Annotated in this window: 26 protein-coding genes and 1 pseudogene; 14 read left to right on the top strand and 13 right to left on the bottom strand. The window is 33.5% G+C overall.

Translation table 11 applies throughout. The annotated features are described in order from the left end of the window. Positions 1-55: 55 nt before the first annotated feature. A complete protein-coding gene (locus ACKX2A_RS11745) occupies positions 56-583 on the bottom strand; it encodes a hypothetical protein (RefSeq protein ID WP_415324810.1) in 528 nt (175 codons plus the stop codon). A gap of 116 nt (positions 584-699) precedes the next feature. Here ACKX2A_RS11745 and mnmA point away from each other — a divergent pair, with 116 nt between their 5' ends. The 3 genes from mnmA (at position 700) to ACKX2A_RS11730 (ending at position 2,911) form a co-directional block, all read left to right on the top strand. Further along, entirely contained in the window at positions 700-1,887 is a 1,188-nt protein-coding gene (gene mnmA / locus ACKX2A_RS11740) for a tRNA 2-thiouridine(34) synthase MnmA (protein WP_415324808.1), read from the top strand. A gap of 390 nt (positions 1,888-2,277) precedes the next feature. Next, positions 2,278-2,580 (top strand): hypothetical protein, encoded by a 303-nt coding sequence (locus ACKX2A_RS11735; protein ID WP_415324806.1) that lies wholly within the window; start codon positions 2,278-2,280, stop codon positions 2,578-2,580. A gap of 121 nt (positions 2,581-2,701) precedes the next feature. After that, on the top strand, positions 2,702-2,911 hold the full coding sequence (locus tag ACKX2A_RS11730; RefSeq protein ID WP_415324805.1) for a hypothetical protein: 210 nt from the start codon (positions 2,702-2,704) through the stop codon (positions 2,909-2,911). An 82-nt stretch (positions 2,912-2,993) separates the two neighbouring features. Here the strand turns inward: ACKX2A_RS11730 and ACKX2A_RS11725 are convergent, their stop codons facing one another. From ACKX2A_RS11725 to ACKX2A_RS11675, 11 genes are all read right to left on the bottom strand, one after another. After that, entirely contained in the window at positions 2,994-3,770 is a 777-nt protein-coding gene (locus ACKX2A_RS11725) for a DUF4249 domain-containing protein (RefSeq protein WP_415324804.1), read from the bottom strand. Between the two features lie 38 nt (positions 3,771-3,808). Continuing rightward, positions 3,809-6,097, bottom strand: a complete 2,289-nt coding sequence (locus ACKX2A_RS11720; RefSeq protein WP_415324803.1) for a carboxypeptidase-like regulatory domain-containing protein — start codon at positions 6,095-6,097, stop codon at positions 3,809-3,811. A 485-nt stretch (positions 6,098-6,582) separates the two neighbouring features. Then, positions 6,583-7,326, bottom strand: a complete 744-nt coding sequence (locus ACKX2A_RS11715; protein WP_415324801.1) for a LytR/AlgR family response regulator transcription factor — start codon at positions 7,324-7,326, stop codon at positions 6,583-6,585. Between the two features lie 56 nt (positions 7,327-7,382). Further along, positions 7,383-7,658 carry a 2TM domain-containing protein gene (locus ACKX2A_RS11710; protein WP_415324800.1) on the bottom strand — a complete coding sequence of 92 codons (276 nt, stop codon included), beginning with the start codon at positions 7,656-7,658 and terminating at the stop codon, positions 7,383-7,385. Between the two features lie 33 nt (positions 7,659-7,691). Beyond that, positions 7,692-7,985 carry a 2TM domain-containing protein gene (locus ACKX2A_RS11705; RefSeq protein WP_415324798.1) on the bottom strand — a complete coding sequence of 98 codons (294 nt, stop codon included), beginning with the start codon at positions 7,983-7,985 and terminating at the stop codon, positions 7,692-7,694. A gap of 297 nt (positions 7,986-8,282) precedes the next feature. Next, on the bottom strand, positions 8,283-8,852 hold the full coding sequence (locus ACKX2A_RS11700; RefSeq protein WP_415324797.1) for a methyltransferase family protein: 570 nt from the start codon (positions 8,850-8,852) through the stop codon (positions 8,283-8,285). A gap of 60 nt (positions 8,853-8,912) precedes the next feature. Further along, positions 8,913-9,224 carry a 2TM domain-containing protein gene (locus ACKX2A_RS11695; RefSeq protein WP_415324795.1) on the bottom strand — a complete coding sequence of 104 codons (312 nt, stop codon included), beginning with the start codon at positions 9,222-9,224 and terminating at the stop codon, positions 8,913-8,915. Positions 9,225-9,235: 11 nt separating this feature from the next. After that, positions 9,236-10,552: a 2TM domain-containing protein gene (locus ACKX2A_RS11690; RefSeq protein WP_415324794.1), complete on the bottom strand. Its 1,317-nt coding sequence runs from the start codon at positions 10,550-10,552 to the stop codon at positions 9,236-9,238. Positions 10,553-10,694: 142 nt separating this feature from the next. After that, complete coding sequence (locus ACKX2A_RS11685) at positions 10,695-11,345, bottom strand: hypothetical protein (protein WP_415324793.1); 651 nt, start codon at positions 11,343-11,345, stop codon at positions 10,695-10,697. A gap of 95 nt (positions 11,346-11,440) precedes the next feature. Next, positions 11,441-13,681, bottom strand: a complete 2,241-nt coding sequence (locus tag ACKX2A_RS11680; RefSeq protein WP_415324792.1) for a TonB-dependent receptor — start codon at positions 13,679-13,681, stop codon at positions 11,441-11,443. Between the two features lie 216 nt (positions 13,682-13,897). Next, positions 13,898-14,800 carry an AraC family transcriptional regulator gene (locus ACKX2A_RS11675; RefSeq protein ID WP_415324790.1) on the bottom strand — a complete coding sequence of 301 codons (903 nt, stop codon included), beginning with the start codon at positions 14,798-14,800 and terminating at the stop codon, positions 13,898-13,900. Between the two features lie 146 nt (positions 14,801-14,946). On the opposite strand from ACKX2A_RS11675, the gene ACKX2A_RS11670 reads away from it, so the two are divergent. Next, positions 14,947-15,450 carry a superoxide dismutase family protein gene (locus ACKX2A_RS11670; RefSeq protein WP_415324788.1) on the top strand — a complete coding sequence of 168 codons (504 nt, stop codon included), beginning with the start codon at positions 14,947-14,949 and terminating at the stop codon, positions 15,448-15,450. Between the two features lie 74 nt (positions 15,451-15,524). Here the strand turns inward: ACKX2A_RS11670 and ACKX2A_RS11665 are convergent. Further along, positions 15,525-17,653 (bottom strand): annotated as a pseudogene (locus ACKX2A_RS11665) (carboxy terminal-processing peptidase). 545 nt (positions 17,654-18,198) lie between these two features. On the opposite strand from ACKX2A_RS11665, the gene ACKX2A_RS11660 reads away from it, so the two are divergent. The 10 genes from ACKX2A_RS11660 (at position 18,199) to surE (ending at position 25,476) form a co-directional block, all read left to right on the top strand. Beyond that, positions 18,199-18,684, top strand: coding sequence for a Crp/Fnr family transcriptional regulator (locus tag ACKX2A_RS11660; protein WP_415324787.1), 486 nt, complete (start codon positions 18,199-18,201; stop codon positions 18,682-18,684). A gap of 149 nt (positions 18,685-18,833) precedes the next feature. Beyond that, positions 18,834-19,061, top strand: coding sequence for a 2TM domain-containing protein (locus ACKX2A_RS11655; protein WP_415324785.1), 228 nt, complete (start codon positions 18,834-18,836; stop codon positions 19,059-19,061). Between the two features lie 2 nt (positions 19,062-19,063). Then, positions 19,064-19,642 carry a cupin domain-containing protein gene (locus tag ACKX2A_RS11650; protein WP_415324783.1) on the top strand — a complete coding sequence of 193 codons (579 nt, stop codon included), beginning with the start codon at positions 19,064-19,066 and terminating at the stop codon, positions 19,640-19,642. A gap of 5 nt (positions 19,643-19,647) precedes the next feature. Next, the gene (locus ACKX2A_RS11645) at positions 19,648-20,205 is read left to right on the top strand and encodes a carboxymuconolactone decarboxylase family protein (protein ID WP_415324781.1); all 558 of its coding nucleotides are present in this window, start codon (positions 19,648-19,650) and stop codon (positions 20,203-20,205) included. Between the two features lie 35 nt (positions 20,206-20,240). After that, positions 20,241-21,056 (top strand): alpha/beta fold hydrolase, encoded by an 816-nt coding sequence (locus tag ACKX2A_RS11640; RefSeq protein ID WP_415324780.1) that lies wholly within the window; start codon positions 20,241-20,243, stop codon positions 21,054-21,056. 227 nt (positions 21,057-21,283) lie between these two features. Further along, a complete protein-coding gene (locus ACKX2A_RS11635; protein WP_415324778.1) occupies positions 21,284-22,018 on the top strand; it encodes a putative quinol monooxygenase in 735 nt (244 codons plus the stop codon). A 34-nt stretch (positions 22,019-22,052) separates the two neighbouring features. Further along, positions 22,053-22,880 (top strand): DJ-1/PfpI/YhbO family deglycase/protease, encoded by an 828-nt coding sequence (locus ACKX2A_RS11630; RefSeq protein ID WP_415324776.1) that lies wholly within the window; start codon positions 22,053-22,055, stop codon positions 22,878-22,880. Positions 22,881-23,089: 209 nt separating this feature from the next. Further along, complete coding sequence (locus ACKX2A_RS11625) at positions 23,090-23,713, top strand: ferritin-like domain-containing protein (protein ID WP_415324774.1); 624 nt, start codon at positions 23,090-23,092, stop codon at positions 23,711-23,713. Positions 23,714-23,895: 182 nt separating this feature from the next. After that, a complete protein-coding gene (locus ACKX2A_RS11620; RefSeq protein ID WP_415324773.1) occupies positions 23,896-24,486 on the top strand; it encodes a Crp/Fnr family transcriptional regulator in 591 nt (196 codons plus the stop codon). Between the two features lie 219 nt (positions 24,487-24,705). Continuing rightward, on the top strand, positions 24,706-25,476 hold the full coding sequence (surE, locus tag ACKX2A_RS11615; RefSeq protein ID WP_415324772.1) for a 5'/3'-nucleotidase SurE: 771 nt from the start codon (positions 24,706-24,708) through the stop codon (positions 25,474-25,476). The last annotated feature ends 7 nt before the right edge of the window (positions 25,477-25,483 follow it).

Raw genomic sequence — 25,483 nt, 5'->3', positions numbered from 1 at the left:
TTCACGAATTTTAAACACAACCATTTATAATTCGTGAATTCGTGGCATATCAAAATTAAAGTCCCACTACAAATCCAATGTTCGGAACTAAACCACTGGAAAAAATACTGGAATTTTCTTTCCAAAGAACATTATACATCAAACCAAGCTGTAAGTAAGAATTGTTTCCGATTCTTTGCATATAACCGCCTCCGAGATACAAAGCATCTTCATCTGCTTTAGCTTTAAAATCGTAAAATTTGTCTTTATAATTGATGAAATAATGCTGATAATTGGCACTTACATAAAAAGTTCTTGCAATATAATAATTCAAAAACGGACCGACTCCAAACATTGTCGAACTGTATGAATTAGATTTCTGCCAGGAAACACTTCCCAAAAGTCCGCCTTCAAGATCATCAGTAAGTCTGTAACCAACTCTTGGAGCGGCTGAAAGATTAAAATAATTATTGCTTCCGAAACCAACACCAATTCCGCCTCCGAAAGTCCAGCGATTGTTATTTTCAGGAGAAGCACCAACTGCAACCTGCGAAAACATCGCACCCGAAATCAGTAAAAATAAAGGAATAATAAACTTTTTCATATTAAATTGTTTTTATCGATGTTTAAAATTATGGTTTTTTTCCGAATTTATTTAGTTGTATTTTTGCCGGGTCAAACTAAGAACTCCCGTTAAGAGTTTCGTAAAATTGAAATACAATGAAAGTAGTAGTAGGCCTTTCCGGAGGCGTAGACTCGAGTGTAACAGCCTATTTGTTACAACAGCAAGGTCATGAAGTAGTGGCTTTGTTTATGAGAAACTGGAATGATGCTTCGGTAACATTGGAAGACGAATGCCCTTGGATCGAAGACAGTAATGACGCCTTAATGGTTGCACAAAAGCTTGGAATTCCGTTTCAGGTGATCGATATGAGTGATCTTTACAAAGAAAGAATCGTTGATTACATGTTCGATGAATATCAGAAAGGGAGAACTCCCAATCCTGATGTTTTGTGCAACAGAGAAGTGAAATTCGACGTTTTTATGAAAACAGCAATGTCTTTGGGTGCAGATAAAGTAGCAACCGGACATTATGCAAGAGTGGATTCAACAATTGATGAAAATGGAAAAGAAGTGTTTCATTTGTTGGCAGGAAAGGATAATAATAAAGATCAATCTTATTTCTTATGCCAATTAAGTCAGGATCAATTATCTAAGGCCTTGTTTCCTATTGGAGAACTTACAAAGCCTCAGGTAAGAGAAATAGCAAAAGAAATTGGTTTGGTAACAGCTGATAAAAAAGATTCTCAAGGATTATGTTTTATCGGAAAAGTGAGTCTTCCTCAGTTTTTACAACAGCAATTGGTGCCGAAAGAAGGTGAAATCGTAGAAATTTTCAAAGATTCTCCGCTTTTTGCGCAGGAAAAACCTGAATTTTCTTCAAAACAGGAAGAATTAGAATTTTTAAGCAAAAAAATCAATTATAAAAAAACGGACGGAAAAGTTATCGGAAAGCATCAGGGTGCTCAATTTTTCACGATCGGACAAAGCAAAGGGTTAGGAATCGGCGGACATAAGGAAAGCTGTTTTATCATCTCCAGAGATATGGAAAATAATATTCTTTTCGTAGGTGAAGGACATCAATTTCCGGGATTATTGAAAAGAGCCTTGAAAATCGATAATTCTGAACTGCATTGGGTTCGCGAAGATTTAAGATTGAAAAACGGTGAATCGATGGACGTAATGGCAAGATTCAGATACAGACAGCCTTTACAAAAGGCAATTTTATATCAGTTTGAGGATGCTTTTTATGTTGAATTTGAAGAGCCGCAGTCTGCCATCGCGGAAGGTCAGTTTGCCTCTTGGTACAATGGCGAAGAATTGTTGGGAAGCGGTGTAATTGCATAGTTTTCTTAATTACTTTAATATTATTTGTCATTTTTGATGGCAAACGTTATATATTAAACGTCATAGGTTTTTGAAACCTATGACGTTTTTTTATGCTATCGCAAGTTCCTAACCCCGACTGGAATGACATCCTTTTGGGTTGCGGCGGAGCGAAGCGGAGCCGTAACCCAAAAGAAACAGTACTTCGGCAGACTCAGCATAAGTTTCAAGCGGGAAATAGCTTCAAATAAAAAAATACTAAAAATCTCAATCGTCGATTAAATTTTATCATTCATCTATAAAAAAATATGAAACTTCTATAAGCCCCTGTTTACAGTGTTTTCAGGCATATCTATTGTTTAATCTTAAGTAAGAATAACAAAACAGAATATCAATTTAAATTTTATTATTATGAAAAAGTTAGTTTTAGTAGCAGGATTATTTATCGCGTTTTCAGCTAATGCACAATATAGATACGACGACAGAAGAAACGATAAAATCGAATTTCACCAAGATCATAGAAATTTTGACGGGTTGAGATTAACACCTTCTCAGGAAAGGCAGATTTTTGCACTTTCAAAACAAAGATTGACTAAAAGAGAATACGACATTCGTCTTAGCAGAATCCTGAGCAGAGCACAATATGCACAGTATCAAAAGCATGACTTCGGGAAAGACAGAAGAGTTGCTGTGAACCGAGGTTTTAGAAATTAATAAATTCTCACTATTTATCTCAAAGTCTGAAAATATATTTTTCAGGCTTTTTTGCTTTTCTCTGTAACATATTTTGAATTGTTCTACTTACCTGATAAATAATAATTTAAAAATATCGATTATGAAAACTACTTTAAGAAAATTATATGCTTTTACCAATCAGATCCTAATGGCAGTTGTTGCAGCTATTTTTGGATATAATTTGTGCTTGGCAATTTCACAACCTGAGAAAGCAAATCTTACCATTAGTATTATTTTGTTGGCTTTAACTTATTATGCTTGTAAAAAATACGGCTATAAAATCGATAGCGAGAAAGCTGGTTTAAAATAAAAAACAAAGAGGTCTGAATATTTCGGACCTCTTCTCACATCTAAATTTTAGCTTTAAATGACATTCAATTTAAAACTGGTAATTAATTGATTATAATAAATTGTGTTGAACTTGTATGAGCCGAAAAATATCCTAAAGCTCCATTACTGATATTACTTGGAGGATTTGAAGGAATAATATCTCCAGGATTATTTTCTGCACTTGAATTTGGAAGAACTTTAAAATAATTATATATTGGTTGGTCTACAGACTGCAGCTCTACAAGTACAGTATCATTTTTCTTTAGCTTATAATTGCTCATTATCGGAGCACTGATTGTTTCGCCATTTTTAGACTGATCAGAAACCACCTCATATTCTATTGGTCTTAATCTTCCTGTCTGGCTTTTAAAAACATATTTATTTCCTGGTGTTGAAGGATCTGTAAAGGTAGGAACCACCATAATAATATCCTCGCCTAAGATTTTCATGGTTTCTTGCTCCAAACTATCCAACTGAACAAATTCCGGCATTGTGCTTGTTGCTTTGTACGAAACTCCGTCGACAGTAACCGTCAATGTATAAGTGTCACCAGGACTTGTATGAAAATTTTGTGTTTTGTAAACTTTATCTGCAGAATCATAAACAAGCTCTTCTGTTTGTCCGTGGTTGTCATTAAGAGTAACTTTAGCGTTAGAAACTACAGGATAATTATCTGTATTACTCATTGCATTGATAGATCTCGACACTTTTATTTCGTAAGGTCCATCTTCATCGGTAACATTTCCTTCAATTACAATTTTACCGCTCTTGTCCTGCAATGGTATATCTACATATTTATCCTCTGCATCACAGCTTACAAGAAGAATAATGAATGACACTATTCCTAATATTTTTTTATTTATCATCATATTGCTTTTTAAAATTTAAAATCTAAACCTATGCTTGGAACAAATCTGAATAATACAGTTTGTTTGGCTCTTATTATGCTTGGATTGTTTTCATCTGTTTTAAAATCAATCGTATAAGGGTTAGCTCTACCGTAAACATTGTAGGCTCCTATAATTAAAGTCTTCTTAAATCTTCCCGCATTTTTGAATTCATGACTTACACTAAGATCCAATCTATGATAAGCAGGCATACGACTGCTGTTTCTTGCACCATACTCCAGCATTGTCTGTCCGTCCAGATCATATTTCGCAACAGGATAGGTTACTGCATTTCCGGTACTGTATACAAAGGCACCCGAAAACGTCCATCTTGGTGTAAACTCATAACTTCCTACAAGAGATAAGTTGTGTGTCTTATCATTTGTTGCATTATACCATTCACCATTGTTGATCCCATCTATTTTTCGTTCAGATTTTGACAAGCTATACGAAAGCCATCCCGTAAATTTTCCGGTTGTTTTTTTAGCTAAAATTTCCAAACCGTAAGCTCTTCCAATTCCGTTATGTAAAAGATTTTCCTGAAAATTGTCTTCAAATAGAGCTGAGTTTACATCAAGACCGTCTTTATAATCGATAATATTAGACATTTTTCGATAGTAAATATCTGCGCTTACCTCATATCCTTTTTTAAGTTTTTTTACATATCCTAAATTCAATTGATCTGAAATTTGAGGTTTTGCCAGATTAATCCAAAGATCATTCAGCTGAATTCCTGTATTCGGACTTAAAGTCTGGATTCCCTGTGTGTTTCGGATGTAGCTTGCATTGATGCTGTTATTGCTATTAAAATTATAATTCAGCATTATTCTCGGCTCCACATAGACATTGATTTTATCCGTTTCCTGAAACTTTTCAATTCCCTTGCTTTTCGAATTATATGAGGAAAATCTTAAACCATAATTCACAGAAAATTTGTCCGTGATTTTGTAATCATCATTAATGTACACAGCATTTTCCCACATTGTTCTTGCTGTTTTCAAAAATGGAGATTCTATAGATTCTGATAAATTAGGAGTATCAAAATAATAATTTGAAATTTGGAAACCATACTTTAAAGAATGTTTTGGAGAAATAAAATGCGTAAAATCCTGTTTCAGAATTAAGTTTCTTACATTTGGATTAAGATCAAACTGCAAATCCATTTTTCCGTCCAGCTTCATTCTGTAATCATAATTGCTGTAAACTAATGATGTTTTGGAAAATAACTTATCCGAAACTACGCTATTCCAACTTAAAGACCCTATTTTGTTGCCCCAATTATACCTAAAATCATCAACATTAATTACATCTCTTCCCATATATCCAGACAAATAAATTGTATTATTTTTATTGATCTGATAATTTACTTTTGCATTTAAATCATAAAAATAAAGCTTCATTGGACTTGAAGTATCACTACTTTCATTATTCGAATCATCCCCATTGCTTCCTCCACCGAATAAATCTAAAAAAGATCGTCTCGCTGAAATAATAAAAGAAGATTTTCCTTTTACAATCGGTCCTTCAACACTCAATCGTCCACTTACGGTACTGATTCCTCCGGTTGTAGTAAACTGTTGATTGTTACCATCTTTCATTTTTACATCAATAATAGAAGACAGTCTTCCACCGTATTGAGAAGGCATATTTCCTTTGTAAAGCGTAACATCTTTTAGAACATCGCTGTTAAATGTACTGAATAGCCCCATCAAATGAGAATTATTCAAAATAGGAGCTTCATCCAACAAAATAAGGTTTTGGTCTGTATTTCCTCCTCTTACACTTAATCCCGTAGATCCTTCTTTCGCAACAATACCAGGAAGATATTGTAATGTCTTAATGATATCGCGCTCACCCAACAAAACCGGAAGCTTTTTAACTCCCTGAATGTCTACCACTTCTGCACCTGATTTATTTCGAAAAGAAACCATTTTGTTTTTCTTCGGATCATTGATGATAACTTCCTGAATCAGTGTTTCGTCATCTTTTGCAAGCGACCAGTCAATCTTTTTGCTTGAATCTAAATGAACTTCTTGACTAGAATTTTTATGTTTACCATGGGTAATAATGATTGTATAATCATTTTCTGGAAGAGAAACAGAATAAAAGCCGTATTCATTGGTTTCAATACTAATTTCAGGTTTTTCTTTTACGGTAATTATCGCTCCTGAAATAAGCTCACCTGTATCTTTGTCTTTAACAAATCCGTTAATAGAATAGTTTTTTTGAGCAAAGGAAAAAATGGACAAAAAAATTGCCATTGTTGTTATTTTCATCATTGTCTGTGTTTGTAATGTTGCAAATATATACAGATTTTCAACACTTTAACTAATACAGCAAAAAAACAGAATTTCCTTTGTTTTCTTTTGTTTTTTTGTTAAAAACAATTTATAGGTTTAAATTTTTCATTAATAACATTTATTAAAATAATAACGTTAATCAAATTTTTATTTTATCTTTTTGAGGAAATAATAAAAATATTGAAATATTTAATGAATTTTAACTTAAATGAATAAATAATTTAACCTTTTGTTAAATATTTTAACTCTTTTTCCTTATAATATAACATAAAAGTCACCATAATAATAGCTTCAAAAATTAAAATAATTACTAAAAAGAGAATGAAAAATCATAAAACATATGATTATTTCGAAATATTTTTAAAAAAATTGAAAATAAGAAGCAAATAAAAAGGTAGAAGTAATAAATAGAGTGAATGATGATTTTAGTTTTAAAGTCTTGTCACATCATCAATAAACAAAAATCAGCTTACCAACCAATCTTTAAAATCCTTCACACGATCGCGGCTGACTGTGATTTCTTCCTGTGGCTGAAATTCCAAATCGACCTTATAATTGGGAGATGTATGAATGTTTTTGATATAATCTGAATTGATGATAAACTGCCGATTGACGCGGAAAAACTTCTTTTCGTCCAGGACATCTTCCAACTCATCCAATGTAAAGTCTGAAGGATAGGTTCTTTCCTGAGTCTGCAGGTAAACAATTTTATTTTCACTAAAAAAACAGCTTACTTCATGCGTCTGAACAATTTTCAGATTATACCCTATTTTTACTAAAATTCTGGAAAGCGTGGTCTTTTCCTTTTTAATTAATTGCTTAATTTCCTGCGAATTGACCGAACTATCTGAAGGAATAAATGATTTAAATTTTTCAATTGCTCCCGCAAGATCTTCATCCAGAATTGGCTTTAAAAGATAATCGATACTGTTTAGTTTAAAAGCCTTCAACGTGTATTGATCAAAAGCGGTCGTGTAAATAATGAACCCTTTTGTCGGAAATTTTTCAAAAATATCGAACGACAGACCGTCACCCAAAACAATATCCGAAAATATCAGTTGAGGATGCTCATTATTAGAAAACCATTCCACGCCTTCTTCTACAGATTCTATTTTTGCAACGATTTCAATTTCAGGAAATTCGCTCAGCATTCTTTCCAGTTTTCTTGAAGCAGGCTTTTCGTCTTCGATAATGACAGTTTTGATCATTGAGTTTTCGTTTTAGCTTTTAAATTTGAATAAAAATAAGTAAAAGTTACCGACTTTTAAAATTGAATCGGATCTTTTGTTTTTCTCATTTCCTTTTCCATTACGCTTCTTTCCCATTCAGAATCCAGGATGAATAATTTCACCGCTTTTACCGTTAAAATAATTCCCCAGATTACCAAGATGATGGATCCGTCCCAGAGTGAAAAATTGAAGATCCCTTTTTCAAAAATATCATCAAAAAAAATGATAAATGCGACGATACCGAACCATAAAATGCTTTTGTAGAATTTCTTTAGTTCTTTTACTCTTTGTTGTGCCTGATCGTAGTTCATTGTATTAATTTTTAAAAGGTTATTGTATTTTAATTAAAGTGTTTTATTGTATTTCTGATCTTCATCCATCAGTTGTTTAATCTTCTTTTCTTCCCATTCTTTACCAATTCCGAAAGTGTTAATTCCATGTGCTAAAAGTCCCATTCCCCAACCTGCCATTGGCCAAAAAAACCATAAATATTCAGGTGCTGTTAAAAGATTCAGAACTGCTAAAAACGGAATGACCAAACAATATGAAGTAAGATTTCCGTAGAACCCTCTCAGTTCTTTTACTCTTCTTGATGCTTTTCTGTAAGCGATAGTTTCTTTGTTGATGTAAGTTTCCATATTTTTAATTTTTAAAGATTAATTGTTTGTTTTTGTTGAGACAAATGTAGGACGAGAAACAGCTTCAAATCAATTTTATATTACCGAATCGTAGAATATTGATACTGAATTGTAAAAATCTTGATTGAATGGAATTCGAAGTTTTCTATTCTTCCAAATTTTCTTTATTTAAGAGTTTGAGCCGCTTTTGTCATTCCGTAGGAATCTAAACAACAACACCTTGATATCATTGTCGAGATTCCTACGGAATGACAAACTTATGCATGAATTTCTCCAGAATGAATCTACCTATCTACTTTAATAAATAAACGGGATAAGTTTTTTAGTTTTTCTTCGATACTCCAAATATTCTTCTCCGAATTGTTCGATTAAAGCCTTTTCTTCCACTTTAATTCTGTAACTGAATGCAATCAATGGCGGAATAAATGCTAAAACCAATGACAGCCAATTATTTAAATACAAGCCAAGACCAAGTGAAGTCAGCAAAGAAAAAGCGTAAGAAGGATGTCTCAAATATTTGTAAAAACCTTCTTTTTTGATTTGATGATCTTCGCGAATCGTAACATCAACCGTAAAATATTTTCCTAAAGATCTGATTATGATGAATCTTAAAATAATTCCGACTAGAATAAAAAATTCACCCAAATAGAAAATCCAAACCTCATCGGTAATGGGAAATTTTGTAATATAAGAAGCTGTAACTGAACTCGCAATCGAAAAAACGATTACAATCCAAAGTAAATTTAAAGTGGATTTATCCTTGTCTTTCTTGTCTTTCTCACCTGATTTTAAAATCCTTTTGTAAAGAAATTCACTTAGAAACCAAGCAAACATCGAAAAGGTGAAAAGTGTTTGTAATGCATTCATTTTTAATTCAATTTAAAATTAAACGACAAAAAATCCCAACTCAAAAAGTCAGGATATTATTTAGAAATTATTCTTTTGCTCTTTTTCCATAAGTTCTTTAATCTTTCTTTCCTCCCAGTTATTGCCCAACAGAAAGTTCGGAATAAAAACACGCATTCCGTAAAAGATCACTCCTAATCCCCAGAAAAACGGCAGTGAGAAATATTTTAACTGCCAAATCGTTTCTCCCGGTTTTAATTCCTGATAATTAAGATATAAAATAAAAATATTCACTGCGAAATAAATGAATGTAAACACATAAAAGCTTTTTATTTTTTTCACTCTTCTCTCCGCTTCTTTGTATCTGATGTCGTCTTTGCTAATATTTTCCATGATGATGATTTTTATCGTTTGTTTTGTTTTTCTAAAATTTCCCTTATTTTTCGGTCTTCCCAATTTTTTCCAATGGCAAAAACACTCATTCCATGCGCTACAACACCGATTCCCCAACCCAACATGGGAAAGTAAAACCAGATATGTTTTGGGCTTGTAACAAGATTTAAAATGATTAAAGAAGGAATCACAATACAGTAAGAAATAAGATTTCCATAAAAACTCTTGATTTCTTTTACCCTTTTTTGCGCTCTTTCATAAGCTTTATCTTTATCTTCAACTTTAACATTGATTTCATTTGGTTTAGAAGAAAGAACCGGAAGTATTACTTTAAAATAATCTTCGGATTTTTCGATGAAAACATTTCGTTTCGTCAGCAAGGAATATCGCTGAACAATATTCGCCAAACCGATTCCTGAGCTTTCTTTTATTTGTTCGCGAACCTGCAAATTGTTCTCAATGCAAAGGGTATCATTTTCAGAAAAAATTCTGATGATTAATGGCTTTGATGAAGTCGCAAAATTATGTTTGATACAATTCTCCAGTAATAACTGCAACGACAACGGAACAACAAATCTTCTTAAATCTTCTTTTTTAACATCAAAAACAAAATCTACACTGTCTTCAAACCTTGTTTTAAGCAAATCACAATAGGTTTTTGCAAACTCCAGCTCGTCTTCAACAGTTACTAATTCCTTGTCTTTTTGCTCTAAAACATATCGATAAATCTTAGACATTGAAGCGGTAAATTTCTGTGCCTGCTTAGGATTTTCATCAATTAAAGAACTTAAAACGTTTAAAGAATTAAACAAAAAGTGAGGATCCAATTGATTTTTTAAACTTTCAAATTGCGCGTTTGCTGATTTTGCAATCAATTTCTGCTCTACAACTTCCTTTTTGGATGTTTTCCTCAACTCTTCCATAAAACCTTTTGCATGAAGGAAAGCCGAGATCAGCAAAGCGATATTAATCATAAACCAATTAGAAGTATTGTATTTACTCGAAAAAAATTCTTCTGTTGTTGCGGCTTTTTGTATTACCACAAAATTCATGTAATTACAAAAATAAACAAGAATGAAATTCGCAATCAAAATTGAAATAATGCTTAAAATTGCTCTTGTTTTCGTCGTTTCAGACCAAGGAAACTTTCGATTGAGAAAGTCGTTTATAATGCCGTTTCCCAATCCGAGAACGAAGGAATACATAGTGGAAACCAAAAGTGTGATTCCAAAGTTTTTAAATGTCTTTTCGTCATTAAAAACAAAAAAGAAAAACAACGCCGTTCCTAGCGATACCCAAAGTAATATGATGATGGCTTTACGTTTCATTATAAGTTTCTTGGTTCAAAAATAGTGGATATTAAAGGTATCAAAAATTATTTTTCGCCGAACCGTCGTTTTTCTTGACTGAACTGCATAAAAAAACCTTCCCCAAAATCGGAAAGGTTTAAGATGAGATATTAAAAAAATATTATTTTTTAGCTCCGTTTACGAAATATTCTGCTTCAGATTTACCCCAGTTTGGATCTAGTGCAGTTTTCGGAGTGTATGAGTTGAATTTAGCCAAAGCATCTTTGAACTGCTCGATTCCTTTAGTCTTGCTTCCTCCGTATTGTTCTGGAGTAAAATAGGTATCTTCAGCTTTAATCAAAGCGATTCTTGGGTTGTTTGGATCTAGTTTTTCTGCTTTTTTCATTTCTTCCGTAGCCTTTGCTCCGTCTGTCATGTATCTTTGTTGAGGATTCACCATCATTCTCAAAGAAGCTGCCATTTTGCTAAGTAAATGAAGTTCTGCATTATCAGTCGGTGCAACGTGAGAAGCAGCATCGATGTATTTTTGAGCCTGACCTGCAATGAAATCAAGATCCTGAGTTTTTCCTTCTCTCATTAATACTCTGCCTTTTTGGATATTTGCCAATGCGGCATAATAGAAAGGCAACCAATTATTTTCATCTTTTCCTGCGATTCTGTGAAAATTATTCGCAACGGTTGTAAATTCTTCAGAAGTTTTAGACGTTTCTATTTTTGCGATGTTCTCTGTCATTGCTTTTTCGTAATCACTTTGTGCGAAAGCTGTTAAGCTTACAAAAGCCAATGCAAAACTTAATAGATATTTCTTCATTTTTTTTATTTTTTAGGGTTATATTTTACTTAATTCAAAGATATGTATTTAATTTTATATAATTAAATCATTAAATAGGTGATTTGTTTAAACTTTTACAAATTGTTATTAATTGCATCTTCCGTTTTATCTACTCCAAAGCTGATGAAAGCCCCGATAAAAACGAATGTATTTACTGGTGGAACGACTGCAGAATTTCTAGATCCGTCTATTGAAAAATTGTACCCGTAAATATTTTTTGATCCTAAAATATTCGATATACTTAACACCAAAACGGTAAATGCTTTTGCATCTTTTTTACCTAAATTCGGAAGATAATTAACACTAAAATTCAAAGCGTTGTAATCTTTTAAACTTCCTTCGTGTCTTACAAAATATTTTTGTTCACCATTTGCTTCCTGTGTTGCAATGTCGTAATAAGGTCGACCTTTTGCGTAAGTATAAGAAAGATTAAACCCTGTTTTCCATTTCGGAACAAATCTTTTTGCAACGGCAGAAATCGTGTGTTCTGAGGCGAAATTTGGTTTTAAACTTACCGGATAATTCATAAAATCTCTTTTTGAATCTAAAAATGAATAACTGATCCAATAATCAAAGTTTTCAAATGTTTTTTTATCTCTCCAGAATAGCTCTAATCCTTTTGCATAACCATAACCATTGTTATTATCCGCAGTCTGAACATATTGATTTTGTCCATCGATGTATTGAAGATTTTTAACTTTCAATAAATCATCATACTTTTTGTAAAAAGCTTCCAATCTCAAACTTCTTCCATCCACGGCTCTTTGAACCTGAAAAATATAATGTTGAGATCGCTGAAAATCCAATTTTGCAGGTCCGTTGATGTATTTGCTTTCAGGATTTTGATAGAAAAGTCCGTAAGCAAATGAAGTCGTCCAATCTTTTGCAAAACGGTAAGCCAGAGCTAAACGCGGTGCAATATTGCTTTTCTCAAGATAAGATGAATACTCCGCTCTCACCCCTATTTTTGCAGATAAACGATTGCTGAAACCTAAATCTGTTTCCACAAAAGCCGATGAAATTAAGTCTTTGTAATTTTTTTCTACAAAATCATTGAAGTTGAGTTTTTCACTAGTGCTATTTAATTCAAAACCACCTCGTAATGCGCTGATTTTATTAATTTTTCTTTCTAAAACGGCTTTTACGTTGATATAATTTCCGTCTGTCAATAATTTTGTTTTCCCAGTTTCGGCATCACCTTTTTCCGTTGAAAAGTTAAGATCGGATCTATTGAAAGAATAAGAAGCTCCCGCATTCAACAAGTATTTCCCGAATTTTTGTTTGAAAGATAAATTGTGATACGTGTTTTTTCCTTTCAATTTAACTAAAGACAAATCGTAATCTTCTGGCTCTAAACTCGGAGTTTGTACCCCCATATTGTTGGAATCGTACATTCCGTAATATTTAAAAAATCCACCTGATTTTGTTTTAATTCTAAAATTAAAATCGCCATTTAAGCCTTCAGGAGCATCAATAAAATTGGTATTAAAATTAAAAACCTCCTGCATCAATTTTAAATTTGAATATCCCAAAGTTGCTCCAAAAGAATAGTTTTTATTTTCACTTAATTTTTGAAATCCCGCGTTTAAAAAGATGGGAGAAACTCCAAAATCGTAAGAACTTTGATCCGGAAGATCAACACTTTCCAACATTAAAGCACCCGAAAGAGCCTGTCCGTACAGCGCAGAATATCCTCCACTTGAAAAAACATTTCCTTTAAAAAGCGACGTATTAAAACGATCTCTTCCCGCAATTCCCGGAACTGAATTGGAAAAATAATTATTGATTAAACTTCCATCCATGAAAATTTTAGATTCTGTTCCTGTTCCACCTCGAATGAAAAGACCTTCTGATTCGCCAACCTTCTGAACTCCAGGAAGATAAGTTAATGCCGAAGAAATTTGACCGTCCGCTCCGGCTGTAGTGTAAATATCAATCGGTGTTAAAAGTGCTGTTGCTCTTTTTCTGTCACTGGCTTCGATAGATCCTGCAGAGACTACAACCGCATCGATTTCGTTGATCTGTTCTTTCAGTTCTGCGTTGACAGAAACCTCCTGATTTTCAATAGTTATTGACTTTTCTACATCAATGTATTTTGGATGTGTGAAAGTCAATACTTTGTTTCCTTTTTCTGACGTTTCGAAAGAAAAATTCCCGTTGGAGTCGGTTGTCGCACCGTCGTAAGTGTCTTTTAGTGTTACGTTTACCTCTCCTACTCCTTTATTTCTGAATGTTACTTTTCCCGAAATTTTGGTCTGAGCAAAACTCAGAGCAAATGAGAAAAAAGAGATGAGAAATAATAATCTTGTTTTCATAGTTGTTTTTATTTCGATTCAAAAATAGGATGAATTTTTGTTGCGATTAAATTTTTGTTGCTGAGTTGTAGATTTTGGATTCTGAATGGCGGATTTTGAATTTTTTTATGTGAAAATCTTAATTCGTTGTGAAATTATTTACCACCCGTCAAAAATTCTTTGAATTTTCGCCACCCCTTCAAAGGAGGGGAATTTCCTTTGTGATTGACTTGCTTTTTAATTAATAGGAATACAGAAATCGACGATCATTTTTCCTTCCGGATGTTCTTTGAAATTCGTGTGATAAATCTCAAAAGGAAAGGCTTTTCTCACGGAATAATTGTTTTCTTTCATCCATAAAAAGAGGGAAACCCAGCATTGTTCAAAGTCATTTAAAGTGACTTCTCCACTTCCAACGATGAATTTTCCGGCTTCGATGGTTTCTAAGAAAACTTCGCCTTCTTGTTTTTTTAATTTCTCATCCAAAAGCATACATGCATGAATTCTGACTTTATCCGGTGGCGTTACTTTAAAGCTGTCGTGATAAACAGAAATCATTTTTACATTATCTCTTGGGAATAGATTTTTGCTTTTAGCCCAATCAATTAGAATATTGTAAGATGATTCTACATTGGCAATTCCGAGGCTCATTACGGCAGCCAGATTCATTTCGGAAAGATCTGTTACTTTAATTTTTAAATTCATATGTATCCAGTTTAATAGGTTTTCGATATTGCAAATGTATTGGTTGAAAACTGTGTCTATTTGTCCGTTCTTGCTGTGTTTAGACTGAATTTTATGAAAATTTTCAGGAACTGATTTACGAAATTCCAAAGGTGATTTTCCGTAATGTTTTTTAAAGGTTTTATTAAATATTGAATGATTTGAAAACCCGAACTGGAGGTAAATATCTTTCAGGTTTAAATTCTTTTTTAAGGCTAAACAAAAAGCACTCTTTTCCATTCTTTTGCGAATGATATAACTTTGAACAGTTTCATTTGTAATTAGCCTAAAAATCCGATGAAAATGGAAAGGAGAATACGCAGCAACATCTGAAATTTTTTCTAAAGAAAGCTCTATATCAAGATTATTATCAATGAATTGAATGGCTTTTACGATTCTTTTTTTATACTCTTCCACCTTTAAAGTGTTTCTGGCAAAGGTATCAAGATTGATGGAAAATGATTTGTCTTTTATTGCTAATTATGAAAAAACCACTGAAATCATAAAGCGTTTCGGGAAATCTTTTTTAAATTTATCGTAAAATCACTTTAAATCATTTAAAAATGAGAGGTAAAACATTAGCATTATTGGCTGGATGTACCCTTTTTGCGGTTTCTTGCGGAACTTCAAAAACGTACCAAGTCCTGTCTAAAAGCAACACACAAACAGGAGGGACGGCAAAGTTTACTCAAAATGGAGATGAAGTTATCATGAAGCTGGACGTAACAAACCTTACGCCGGGAATTCATGCGGTACACATTCACGAAAAAGGTGACTGTTCTGCTGCAGACGGAACTTCGACAGGAGGACATTGGAATCCTGCAAAAGACGACCACGGAAAATGGGGTGCTGAACACTTCCACATGGGAGATATCGGAAATCTGGTAGCCGACCAAAGCGGAAATGCAACGTTGACATTTAAGACCAACAAGTGGTGTCTTGGATGTGCAGACGAATCTAAAAACATCATCGGAAAAGGTATGATTGTACATGCTGCAGCCGACGATTTCCATACTCAACCCACTGGAAATGCAGGAGGAAGAGTTGGATGTGTGGAGATTAAATAATTCCAATTTTTATTAAATAAAAAAGCGTTGTCTGAATTTTCAGGCAACGCTTTTTTTATTTATTAATCTTTAAATTAAGACTTAACACTCATATCCGCAATAATGTTCATTGCTTCCTGAAGGTACGTGTCTTTTCTAAGATTTTTGATCCACATTTCAGATTTTTTCTTGAATGCTTCATCTTTTTTCTCTCTTTCGATTTCCGCAGGATACATCATGAATTTCAATCCGTTATCGAATTTCGTCAACACTTTGAATTTTTCTATCTGAGCTTTTCTCTGCTTCATTAATTCATTAAATTTATTAATATTCAATGTAATATTCTCTTCTTTATCCAGCTGCTCTCTCCATTGTGCCGATTCTAATAACAACTGATAATTGTTGTTCTTAGCCATTCTTGATGCGCTTTTTGCTTCTAATGCTTTGATATCAAAATAATTTAATTTTTTGAAATTGGTAGCAGGAATTTTATCCCAAGCCAATGCATAATCATCATATCTTTCGCCGATTTCAGCATAAGTAAAGAAATCTTTCATCTGAATATCCGAAACGATACCTTTTCTTTGTGTAGATTCACCTGTAATTCTGTAGAATTTTTGGATTGTCAGTTTCAAAGATCCAAAATCATCTTCAGTATTTAAGAATCTGTTTAGATCAACAAAAGTCTGAACTGTTCCTTTTCCGAAAGACTGAGGCGAACCGATAATCATGGCTCTGCCGTTGTCCTGCATTACTCCTGCCAAAATCTCAGATGCAGAAGCAGAAAGTTCATTTTGCATGATAACAAGCGGTCCTGTCCAAATAGGCGTTTCATTCTTATTCTTTAAAGTCTGAATTTTTCCGTTTCCGTCTTTAACCTGAACATATGGTCCTGCTTCCATAAAAAGTCCCATAATATCTCCTACTTCCGTCAAAGAACCACCACCGTTATTTCTTAAATCTAAAACAATTCCTTCGATGTTTTGTTGTTTTAATTTCAGGATCTCATTTTTGATATCATCAGAAGCATTTCTTCCGTTAGGATTCTCAAAATCAGCGTTAAAGCTTGGTAAATTGATGAATCCATATTTTTTCCCGTTTGGAGAATTTACCACAATACTTCTTGCAAAAGTATCTTCAATAGCCACCTCCTCACGAATCATTGTAACGTCTTTAATTGTTCCGTCTTTTTTCTGAACCGTCAACGTAACAGGCGTTCCTTTTTCACCTCTGATTAAACGTACGGCTTCGTCAGAAAGCATTCCTACAACGTTTACAGCGTCTTCTTTTGGTTTAGATTTAACTTTTAAAATCTTATCACCTTCAGAAAGCTGTTTCGATTTCCAGGCTGGAGCGCCTATCGTTAAAGCTCCCAGATAAAGATTCCCTTTTTTCTCCTGAATAATAGCTCCTATTCCGATTACTTTTCCTGTGAAATTGGTATCAAAATCTTCTTTATCTTTTGGAGAATAGTAGTTGGTGTGCGGATCGAAAACTTCTGTATAAGCGTTCATATATACCGTGAACCAATCCATTTTTTTCTCTTTTTGAATCTTGTAAATGTCTCTTTTACAAGATCTTTCACCTCATCAGTTGCTTTTTTAATTTTAGCTTCCTGAGTAAGAGGCTGATACTTAATTGTATCTTTTAAATTGTATTTCTGAACAGAATCTTTCTTCTCTTTCTGAGCATCTTCTTTGCTGTTCATCGACTCAATTTCCTGAAGAATATTGTATTTGATGAATTTTTTCCACTCATTATACTGCTCCTGTTTGTTGGCAGGAACTTTTTTCAGTTTTGGCTCAAGAGTCAAAGCTTCATCTTCTTCAAGATTAATTGGCTTACTGAAAATATCCTGAGTAATTTTATCTATTTCATCCACTCTTTGATACAATCTGTCGATCGTCAGTTTATAAAATGTAAGATCTCCCTGATTGATATAATCATCAAGTTTCGTTTCGTGCTTACTGAATTCATCCATATCAGACTGCACAAAATATCTTTTTGCAGGATCTACCAACTCAAAATAATGCTTGTAAACATCTTTAGAATAGGCATCATTTATTGGTTTTGGGCTGTAATGTAAATAGGAAAGAGTGTTTTTTACGCTCACCATTATCGTCTGCATCTTTTCGTCATCATTCTGAGGCGAGTTGAAACAAAACATTAGACTTGTTAATGGAATTAGGAGTAAAAATTTATTTAGCTTAAAATTTTTCCACATAAATCGGTAATGTATTTTTATTAATTTTTTTAAAGTATCTCAATTAGTAGTAATTTTTAAATTACTGTTACAAACTATCAAATTTAATACCTTATTTGTAAATATCGATTAGTTTTGAGCACAAATTTATCATTATAAAATGAGCCCGATATACATTTAATTCCTTCTTAAGAATATTTTAAGAAAAATATTTCATGAAATTATTCCTCAATGAAATTTTATTTTGCTTTAAAGATTTACAACATTATTAAATCATTAAAAATAAGACATTTACACATCATTCAAAACCTTTAGATTGTTTATTAAATATTAATTAAGTTTTAATAATACTTCTATTTTGTTAAATATTTATTCTTAAAATTAACATTTTTATCATTAAAATTTATTTTTAATTTTAATAATTACAAATTTTTAATAATTTTATATAAAGTCTAAAGACCGTGGAAGACATCATTAAAATATATACAAACTCCCTGAAATCCTTTTGCCCAGAGCTTACAGGTGAGGAGCTTGATATATTTGTTTCCAAGCTTACATTCGTGGAAATGAAAAAGAAAGATATTTTCCTTGAAGCCGGAACTGTTCAAAAATCGATTGGCTTTATTTCCAAAGGTTTGGTGAGATCTTATTACCTCGATCATCGCGGAAACGAAATCAATGTCGGTTTTTATGCAGAAAAAGATTATGCGACCCATTATCCTGCCTTTGTTTTTCAAAAACCCAGCAATTATACCATTCAATGCCTTGAACCAACGACTTTTGCGTGTCTTTCTTACGATGATATGCAATGGATGTACAACCAATCTCATCATATCGAAAAATATGGTCGTCTTGTGTCGGAAGAAATTTTAAAAAGACAACAGGAACGTATCGAAAGTTTCATTTTTCAGACTGCAGAAGAGCGATATCTTCAGTTTATGAAAAACCATTCTGCTTTGTTCAATAGAGTTTCTTTATCCCATCTTTGTAGTTTTTTAGGCATTGAAAGACAATCTCTTACTAGAATTCGTCAAAAATTAGCCCATAAATAATTTTTGACACATTTGTGTCAGGTAATGCTTTCTTTTCTTTGGCAACTTTGCAGTATAAAATTAACAACTGCAAGGATTTACATTTTAAAACAACTCAAAAATCATTAAAAAGTTGAATTTAAAATATTTCTTGCCAAAAATAAAACATCATGACACATCAAAAACATTTGAGCTCAACATCAGCTCGTTACAATCCGGAAAAAGGATTTAGAATTCACCTTTTGGTTTTTTTATTAGCAACACCACTTATTTGGTTGATCTGGTACTTAACAGACAGAACATACATTTGGCCTCTTTGGCCTACACCAGCTTGGATGACGGGAATTATTTTCCACTTTCTAGGAGTTTATTTTTTCAAAAACTTTAAAAACAAATAACAATGGAAACACAAAATAATACATTCAGACGTATTGTGACGGGTCACAATTCTGAGGGCAAAGCAATTATCATTAATGATTCTTCAACCGTAAATTCATATTTGGTGGGAGGAAAAGGAGGACCAACATTTTTTGAAGTTTGGCATACGGTAGAAACTCCGGTTTTGATTCATCCTCAACCTGATGAAATTGATGAAGCCCATTTAATCTTACCTCCACCCAAAAACGGAACAAGAATAAGAGTGATAGAATTTCCACCGGAAGGTGACGAGATACGAAATTTAACGGAAAAAGAAGCCGCAGAAAAATTCAAATCCATGGGAGACGAAAAAGCTTCAACCTCATCAGAAGGCGCTCCTCACCCATTGATGCACCGCACGGAAACTTTGGATTACGGAATTGTTTTGGAAGGCGAAATCACTATGATTTTAGATCAAGAAGAAACGACCATAAAAGCGGGAGATATTGTGATTCAGGTTGGAACAAATCACGCTTGGGCAAACAGATCAGGGAAAATATGTCGAATGGCTTTTGTGTTGATTGACGGACAATTTACAAACGATTTTAACCTTAAAAAATAAAAATCATGCGTTTACAACCATTATCTCCGAAAAGTCTGAATTCAGAATTGCGATTTGTGCATGATGAAATTTCAAATTTAATTACCAAAAGTCAGGAACAAGCTTCTATGATAAATGAAGAAGGCGCCTTGCTAGGACCATTTCCGGCCATGTTACACTTTCCACAGTTTGGAATTCCGGCCTTAAGTTTCATCAGAACACTCGATACATTTGCGACATTAGATAAGAAAGTTCGTGAAGTTGCAATTTTAACTGTGGGAAGCACATTCGGAGCTCGTTTTGAACTATATGTTCACGAAATTATGGCAGAAGCATTTGGCTTTTCTAAAAATACAGTCGCATCGCTTTCGTCAGGAATTCGTCCGGAAGGTTTGAATGAGCAGGAATCTATTGCTTACGATATTGCTTATACTTTAACTCATGGAAAAATTGTTGCCAACTCGACATACAATCATGCGGTGGATGTTGTGGGAAAAGAAGCCGTTGGAGAACTTTTCTTTTTGATTGGAAGTTACAGCCTTATCGCAATGATTTTAAATGGATTCGATATTCCCGCTCTCTAATTTACTTATACAAACAATAATTTAAAATATTTACAATGAAAACAATGTTTTTAACGCTGCTTCTCGCAGTGTTCACACTCTTCATGTCTTCATCTTGCACGACAGATGACAGTGAAAACCCGACAGTAATGCCTCAAACTTATGTATTGGTTCACGGTGCATGGCAAGCTCCTTACGTTTGGAATACGATAAAGGCAAACCTTGAGAAACAAGGTCAGAAAGTAATTGTGGTAGAATTACCGGGGCATGGTTCGGATAATACACCGACTCACACTTTAAGTCTGGATGTTTATGCCAACAAAGTAATTGAAGCGATGAATAAAACCAACGAAAAAGTAATCTTGGTCGGTCACAGCATGGCTGGAATGGTCATTTCCAATGTTGCGGAAAAAGCACCTTCAAAAATCAAAAAACTGGTTTATATCGGTGCTTTTCTACCTGAATCTGGTCAGTCTTTGGGAGATTTAGCGATGTTGGATCCGGGTTCTCAGTTGGGAGGTTCTTTGGTACAATCTGCAGATCAATTGACATTTGATGTAAAAAGTGAAAATCTGGTTCATCTTTTCATTAATGATGGTTCACAGACGGTAAAAGATTTGGTTGTAAATAATTATCGTCCGGAACCGGCTATTCCATTGGGGAATAAAGTGACTTTAACTGCTCAAAACTTCGGAAGCGTTCAAAAAGTTTATATTAAAACGCTTCAGGATATTGTGATTTCTCCAAATTTCCAAAATCAAATGATCGCAAAAGCAGGAATTTCGAAAGTTTATGAAGTGAATACAAGTCACTCTCCCTTCCTGTCGAAACCGAATGATGTTTCGGATTTATTAATCAAGATCGGACAATAATTAAATACAATAAGAGAAGCAACCGATCAAAACTACGGTTGGTTGTTTCTTTTACAATTGAATTAAACGGTTGTTTGTGATTCTCGTCACACGTTTTTAGTGATTCCCGTCCTTTCACAGCAACGCGCACCTCAGTAAATTTGTAATATAAAATTGAATATCAGTAAACTAACTCAAATAATTCAATTTAAAAACACATTAATTACTAACCCTTTAAAACCGAAATTATGATTAAAATAACTAAACTTCCACCTCTACTTTTCTCGTTGTTTTTTTTATTTCTTTTCTCGGGAATATTAAAAGCTCAACACTCAGAGACAATTGGAAAGCTGACAAAATTTGAAGTAAAAGCAGAATATCTGGACGAATTTAAAGAAGAATTAAGCTCTTACGTAAAAACATCAATTTCAAAAGATGGAAACATCATGTCGGAAGCTTATTTCGAAAAAGAAAAGCCATCTGTTTTATGGTTGATCGAACGATGGAAAAACGTGAAAGAATCAGAGATATTTACTCAAGATTCTCAAGCGAAAAAGATCAATTCTTTAGCAAAGAAAGCTTTAACGCAGCCTATTAAAATCATTAAAGTAAAAGATCTTGAGCCGCTTTCAAAAGAAGAATGGCGAAGAACTTCGAGAAAAGAAGATAATCAACTCACCATCATGCTGTTTGTAGATGCAAAACTAGGGACGCAACAAAAATTTAAAGATGTTTACCATGTTGCAATGCCTCAATTTCGAAGCGAACCGGGAGTTGTGACTTATCAACTTTCTGAATTTGAAAATGATCCGACACAATTTGTCACTTATGAAAAATTCCGTGGAGATGATGCTTTTCAATATCATTTGAAATTCCCACCTATTCAGCCTGTTATCGATTATTTAAATACAAATATCAAAGAACAGCCTTTTCAAAAAGGACTTCATAACCTGATTGAATTCGCTCCTTTAACTCGTGAATGAAACAATTTTAATAAAATAATTAAACCTAAATAAAATGAAAACAATTTACAAAACCCTTTTAGCATCTATCATTGGAATATTTGCTATCTCAAATCTAAATGCACAAACAAGAATTAAAACAGAAAAAATGAATCAATTAAACCAAGTAAATGAGTTAGAAATCGTTAATCAGCTTTCTTCTCAACCCGCTGTTGTCAACATGCCAGTTTCTCAACTTTTAAATGCTCCCGGAAACGAAGCGTTGAGAGATTTTTTCTTCAAACCAGTGAAAGATAAAACAGTTTTAAAAGGTAAAAGAATCGCGGTAATTGCAGCCGATGGCTTCGAAGAAATTGAATTATTGGGACCAGTTTGGTACTTCAAACAACTGGGCGCTCAGGTAGATATCGTAGCTCCAAAATTCAATCCAGCTCCTGCAAGATACGGTTTAGTTTATCCTGAAATGTCTAAAACTCACATCATGGCGATCCAATATTTGCAGCCTGTTGGTTGGATTAAATTCGATAAAACTGCCGATCAGATCAAAGTAAATGATTATCACGCTGTATTTATTCCTGGTGGAGCTTGGAATCCGGACAATCTTCGTTATGACAAAGATGTTATTAAATTCCTTCAAGACTTCAATAAATCTGGTAAACTGATTGCAGCGATCTGTCACGCTCCAGTTGTATTGGCTTCCGCTGATATCTTAAAAGGAAGAAAACTAACCGGTTACTGGAATATTCAGGTTGATTTGAAAAATGCAGGTGCAACAGTTGTTGATGAGCCTGTGGTTACAGACGGAAACATCGTTACAAGCCGCCACCCGATCGATGTTGCAGATTTTTCAAGAGCCGTGGAAAATTGGTTGTTGAAAAATTAATGATAATAATCACAGAGAATTAAGTTAGTTTTTATGTGAAGTGTTTATTGGAGAGTAGTTGATTTTACCATAAAAGTAAATCTTCTACTCTTTTTTTAGTTCATTTATACAAAAAGAGGGTTTAGATACCACAAAACGGTATTTTGGAGGAAGATGGTCTTATAGTTGTAGAATCCTTCGCATCAAATAATCACAAAATATAATTTATTATGGAAACGAAAACAGCAACGAAGAAAACGGCTGCCAAAAAAACAGCTCCTGCAAAATCATCTTCAAAATCTCCTGCGAAAGCAACAGCTAAAACCGCTGCGAAAACAAGTGCAAAAACTCCTGCTAAAAAGAATGCGGCGAAAGAATTGAAAGATCTTTTTGAAGATTCTTTAAAAGATATTTATTGGGCAGAAAAAGCACTGGTAAAAGCTTTGCCTACGATGATGAAAAATGCAACTGATCAGAAGCTGAAGGATGCCATTCAAAATCATATTGCAGAAACCGAAACTCATGTACAAAGGCTTGAAGAATGCTTCAAAGCATTAGGAAAAAAAGCACAGGCAAAGAAATGCGATGCAATGCAAGGGCTTTTGGATGAAGGGAAAAGCATTATTGAGGAAACAGAACCCGGAACTGTAAGAGATGCAGGAATTATCGCAGCAGCACAAAAGGTGGAACACTATGAAATTGCAACTTACGGAACTCTTGCGGCTTTTGCCAAAGTGCTTAAAGAAAAAGATTGCATGAAACATCTTTTAAATACATTAAATGAAGAGAAAAAATGCGATGAACTGTTAACAGAAGTTGCAGATACAAATCTTAACAGCAAAGCGGTTAAGTAAAAATAAGACACCAAAATTAAGAGAGGCTTTTTAAAGTCTCTTTTTTTTATCCATTATTAAAGTGTTAAAAAAATCAAAAATGTGGTATTTTTTTCTTAAAATATTCAAAATATGGTTTACTATTTGTAATTGTTTACGAAGTAGTTTGATTAAATCATTGTTGAACAGTAATAATTTGATATATGATAATTAGTGAAGATTTATTATTAGCGTATGGTGCAAATTATGAAACCTTCGAAGTAAACCAAACTATTTTCTACGAAGGTAATTTGCCGAAGTTTTATTTTCAGATCGTAAATGGTATTGTTGAGCTCAACAATTATCATGAAGACGGTAAGGAATTTACCCAGAATATCCTTTCGGACGGACAAAGCTTTGGCGAATCTTTTTTGTTTGACGATAAGGTGTATCCCACCAATGCCACGGCAAAATCCACCTGCAAAATTTTAAAACTTTCTAAAAATGATTTTTTTAATCTTTTGAATCGGAATCCGGAAGTATCATCCAAAATGTTTCGTTGTTTGGCGGACACGCTATATAACAAGTATATCATGCTTTTTAATATTGCGTCTCCCGACCCTTCTTCGAAAATAAAAACAGTGATGGATTGCCTTAAAGGGAGTGACAGTGAAAAATATTCTTTCCAGGTTCCGTTGACAAGGCAGCAACTGGCGAATTTAACGGGTCTACGTGTTGAAACCGTGATCAGGACGATCAAGAAAATGCATCAGAATAATTTAGTAAGGCTGGAAAACAGAAAAATTTTTTATTAAAATTCTTGTTGGTTAATCTCAGACCCTTTTACTATAAAATACTTAGGCAGCAATGTCTAAGTATTTTTTAATTAAATTAATCTTATATCATATTTGTATTGAATATTTATTTAGATTTGAGTATCAATACACAAAAAATATCCAATGTTTCTGATTGAAATTCAATTCAAAGAATAATAAAAAAATTACATTGTATATTTGTTAAAATTAAAATTTTATATGGAAAGACCTCTTATTCTGGTTACTAATGACGATGGAATTACGGCACCTGGTATCAGAAATCTTGTTAGTTTTATGAACGAAATCGGAGAAGTAGTTGTTGTAGCTCCCAACTCTCCACAAAGCGGTAAAGGTCATGCCATTACTATCAATTCTACCTTAAGCTATGAAGAAGTGCATCTTGATGGACCACAAAAAGATTTTTCTTGTAGCGGAACACCTGTAGACTGCGTAAAAATGGCTCTTGATAAAATTCTTCCAAGAAGACCGGATATTGTTGTTTCAGGGATCAATCATGGAGCCAATTCTTCGATTAATGTTATTTATTCAGGAACGATGTCTGCAGCCGTTGAAGCGGGTGTAGAAAATCTTCCTGCGATTGGATTTTCCCTGCTGGATTTTAGTTGGGAGGCCGATTTTACACAAGCTAAAGAGCATATTCAAAATATCGTTAAAAGAACATTAGAAAACCCGATGCCGAAAGGAATTGTTTTAAATGTAAACATTCCAAAGCTTCCAAAAGAAGATATTAAAGGCGTAAAAGTCTGCAAACAGGCTCACGCAAAATGGGAAGAAAGTTTTGATGAAAGGGTAAATCCGCACGGAAAAAAATATTACTGGCTGACAGGATACTTCAACAATATGGATGACTCTCCGGATGCTGATGAAACGGCTTTAGCAAACGGGTATATTTCGATTGTCCCTGTAAAATTCGATCTTACAGCGTATGAGTATATGAAAACGCTTGAGGAGGTAATGAATTTTGATTAAAATTAAA

The sequence above is a fragment of the Chryseobacterium sp. MMS23-Vi53 genome (genome assembly GCF_047651245.1).
Classification (GTDB): domain Bacteria; phylum Bacteroidota; class Bacteroidia; order Flavobacteriales; family Weeksellaceae; genus Chryseobacterium.
The sequence above is the reverse complement of the archived record's forward strand: the minus strand, read 5'-3'. Positions and strand labels throughout refer to the sequence as shown.

What these genes read in the sequence shown, in the direction of transcription:
- ACKX2A_RS11745 (WP_415324810.1), bottom strand. Translation starts at nt 583, where the DNA reads ATGAAAAAGTTTATTATTCCTTTATTTTTACTGATTTCGGGTGCGATG.
- mnmA (WP_415324808.1), top strand. Translation starts at nt 700, where the DNA reads ATGAAAGTAGTAGTAGGCCTTTCCGGAGGCGTAGACTCGAGTGTAACA.
- ACKX2A_RS11735 (WP_415324806.1), top strand. Translation starts at nt 2,278, where the DNA reads ATGAAAAAGTTAGTTTTAGTAGCAGGATTATTTATCGCGTTTTCAGCT.
- ACKX2A_RS11730 (WP_415324805.1), top strand. Translation starts at nt 2,702, where the DNA reads ATGAAAACTACTTTAAGAAAATTATATGCTTTTACCAATCAGATCCTA.
- ACKX2A_RS11720 (WP_415324803.1), bottom strand. Translation starts at nt 6,097, where the DNA reads ATGATGAAAATAACAACAATGGCAATTTTTTTGTCCATTTTTTCCTTT.
- ACKX2A_RS11715 (WP_415324801.1), bottom strand. Translation starts at nt 7,326, where the DNA reads ATGATCAAAACTGTCATTATCGAAGACGAAAAGCCTGCTTCAAGAAAA.
- ACKX2A_RS11710 (WP_415324800.1), bottom strand. Translation starts at nt 7,658, where the DNA reads ATGAACTACGATCAGGCACAACAAAGAGTAAAAGAACTAAAGAAATTC.
- ACKX2A_RS11705 (WP_415324798.1), bottom strand. Translation starts at nt 7,985, where the DNA reads ATGGAAACTTACATCAACAAAGAAACTATCGCTTACAGAAAAGCATCA.
- ACKX2A_RS11700 (WP_415324797.1), bottom strand. Translation starts at nt 8,852, where the DNA reads ATGAATGCATTACAAACACTTTTCACCTTTTCGATGTTTGCTTGGTTT.
- ACKX2A_RS11695 (WP_415324795.1), bottom strand. Translation starts at nt 9,224, where the DNA reads ATGGAAAATATTAGCAAAGACGACATCAGATACAAAGAAGCGGAGAGA.
- ACKX2A_RS11690 (WP_415324794.1), bottom strand. Translation starts at nt 10,552, where the DNA reads ATGAAACGTAAAGCCATCATCATATTACTTTGGGTATCGCTAGGAACG.
- ACKX2A_RS11685 (WP_415324793.1), bottom strand. Translation starts at nt 11,345, where the DNA reads ATGAAGAAATATCTATTAAGTTTTGCATTGGCTTTTGTAAGCTTAACA.
- ACKX2A_RS11680 (WP_415324792.1), bottom strand. Translation starts at nt 13,681, where the DNA reads ATGAAAACAAGATTATTATTTCTCATCTCTTTTTTCTCATTTGCTCTG.
- ACKX2A_RS11670 (WP_415324788.1), top strand. Translation starts at nt 14,947, where the DNA reads ATGAGAGGTAAAACATTAGCATTATTGGCTGGATGTACCCTTTTTGCG.
- ACKX2A_RS11660 (WP_415324787.1), top strand. Translation starts at nt 18,199, where the DNA reads ATGAAAAAGAAAGATATTTTCCTTGAAGCCGGAACTGTTCAAAAATCG.
- ACKX2A_RS11655 (WP_415324785.1), top strand. Translation starts at nt 18,834, where the DNA reads ATGACACATCAAAAACATTTGAGCTCAACATCAGCTCGTTACAATCCG.
- ACKX2A_RS11650 (WP_415324783.1), top strand. Translation starts at nt 19,064, where the DNA reads ATGGAAACACAAAATAATACATTCAGACGTATTGTGACGGGTCACAAT.
- ACKX2A_RS11645 (WP_415324781.1), top strand. Translation starts at nt 19,648, where the DNA reads ATGCGTTTACAACCATTATCTCCGAAAAGTCTGAATTCAGAATTGCGA.
- ACKX2A_RS11640 (WP_415324780.1), top strand. Translation starts at nt 20,241, where the DNA reads ATGAAAACAATGTTTTTAACGCTGCTTCTCGCAGTGTTCACACTCTTC.
- ACKX2A_RS11635 (WP_415324778.1), top strand. Translation starts at nt 21,284, where the DNA reads ATGATTAAAATAACTAAACTTCCACCTCTACTTTTCTCGTTGTTTTTT.
- ACKX2A_RS11630 (WP_415324776.1), top strand. Translation starts at nt 22,053, where the DNA reads ATGAAAACAATTTACAAAACCCTTTTAGCATCTATCATTGGAATATTT.
- ACKX2A_RS11625 (WP_415324774.1), top strand. Translation starts at nt 23,090, where the DNA reads ATGGAAACGAAAACAGCAACGAAGAAAACGGCTGCCAAAAAAACAGCT.
- ACKX2A_RS11620 (WP_415324773.1), top strand. Translation starts at nt 23,896, where the DNA reads ATGATAATTAGTGAAGATTTATTATTAGCGTATGGTGCAAATTATGAA.
- surE (WP_415324772.1), top strand. Translation starts at nt 24,706, where the DNA reads ATGGAAAGACCTCTTATTCTGGTTACTAATGACGATGGAATTACGGCA.